The organism is Pseudoalteromonas sp. XMcav11-Q (genome assembly GCF_040104525.1).
In the GTDB taxonomy this organism is placed as follows: domain Bacteria; phylum Pseudomonadota; class Gammaproteobacteria; order Enterobacterales; family Alteromonadaceae; genus Pseudoalteromonas.
In genome coordinates, this window is sequence record NZ_JBECOX010000038.1 from 1 (window position 1) to 1,257 (window position 1,257).

The 1,257-nt window shown below is 48.9% G+C and carries 1 protein-coding gene; it reads left to right on the forward strand.

Annotation, left to right across the window (positions count from 1 at the left end; genetic code table 11):
- A partial coding sequence (locus ABMY45_RS23760) for an amino acid adenylation domain-containing protein (protein ID WP_349289598.1) occupies positions 1-1,257 on the forward strand: 1,257 nt, incomplete at both ends.

The following is a 1,257-nucleotide window of genomic DNA, read 5'->3' on the forward strand; positions in this document are numbered from 1 at the left end:
GATGCGGTGGCGGTAGAAACCGCCAGTGAAAGTATCAGCTATGGTCAGCTCAACCAACGTGCAAACCAATTGGCACGACAACTACAGCATCAAGCAGTGCAGCTAGGAGATGCGGTAGGGATATTGCTAACGCGCTCGGTGAATATGGTTGTGGCAGTGTTGGCAGTATTAAAAGCTGGAGGACGCTATGTCCCACTGGACCCTAATTATCCCAAACAGCGACTGGAGTATATTGTTGCAGATACGCAGTTGCAGCATGTTATTTGTAACGAGCATACTCAAGGGCTATTGGATATCGCAGGTGTCACTCTGTGGCAGCTAGACGCAACTAAACTACAGCAGGACTTAGCACAACAGTGTAGAGACAACTTAGGCCGTCATCCGCAAGCTACGAGCGACCAGCCAAGTTACCTTATTTATACATCAGGCTCGACAGGTAAGCCAAAAGGGGTAGTGATAGCGCACAGGAATGCGTTGGCGATGGTGCAGTGGGCAGGAGAGTTTTATCAGCCGGAAGAGTTAGCGGGGGTGTTGGCAAGTACGTCACTTAACTTCGACTTATCGGTGTTTGAGTTATTCGTTCCACTGAGCTTTGGTGGCAAAGTAATCTTAGTGGAAAACATTCTGACTCTGCTAAACGAAGACATAGCGGGTATTAGTCTAATTAATACAGTGCCGTCGGGAATAGATGCATTGCTGGCGGCGCAGCGGCTTCCTAGCTCGGTTCTGAGTGTCAACTTGGCAGGAGAGCCTCTGGCACAGACAGTAGTAGAGAAGTTATTTAGTGGGCGAGAGTTACGGCGAGTTGTGAACTTGTATGGACCGTCAGAGGATACGACGTACTCCACTTACTATGAAATGACAGCGGCACCGGAGCAGGCCCCAAGAATAGGTCGTCCGGTGTCCAATACGCAGGCTTACGTACTGGGAGAACAAGGAGAGCTGTTACCGTTTGGAGTAACGGGTGAGTTGTATTTAGGTGGTGCGGGCGTGGCTTGTGGTTATCTTAATCAGCCACAGCTAACGGCACAGCGTTTTATTCCAGACCGCTTTAGTCACAACACAGATGCACGACTTTATCGTACAGGAGACTTAGTTCGATATGACCAACAAGGAGAGTTGTGTTTTATAGGGCGCGTTGACGAGCAGGTGAAGTTACGAGGTTTTCGTATTGAGCTTGGGGAAATAGAGCATCACCTAAATAGCCATGATGCAGTAATAGAATCGCTAGTGTTAGTGGTAGAAGAGGCAGGAGAG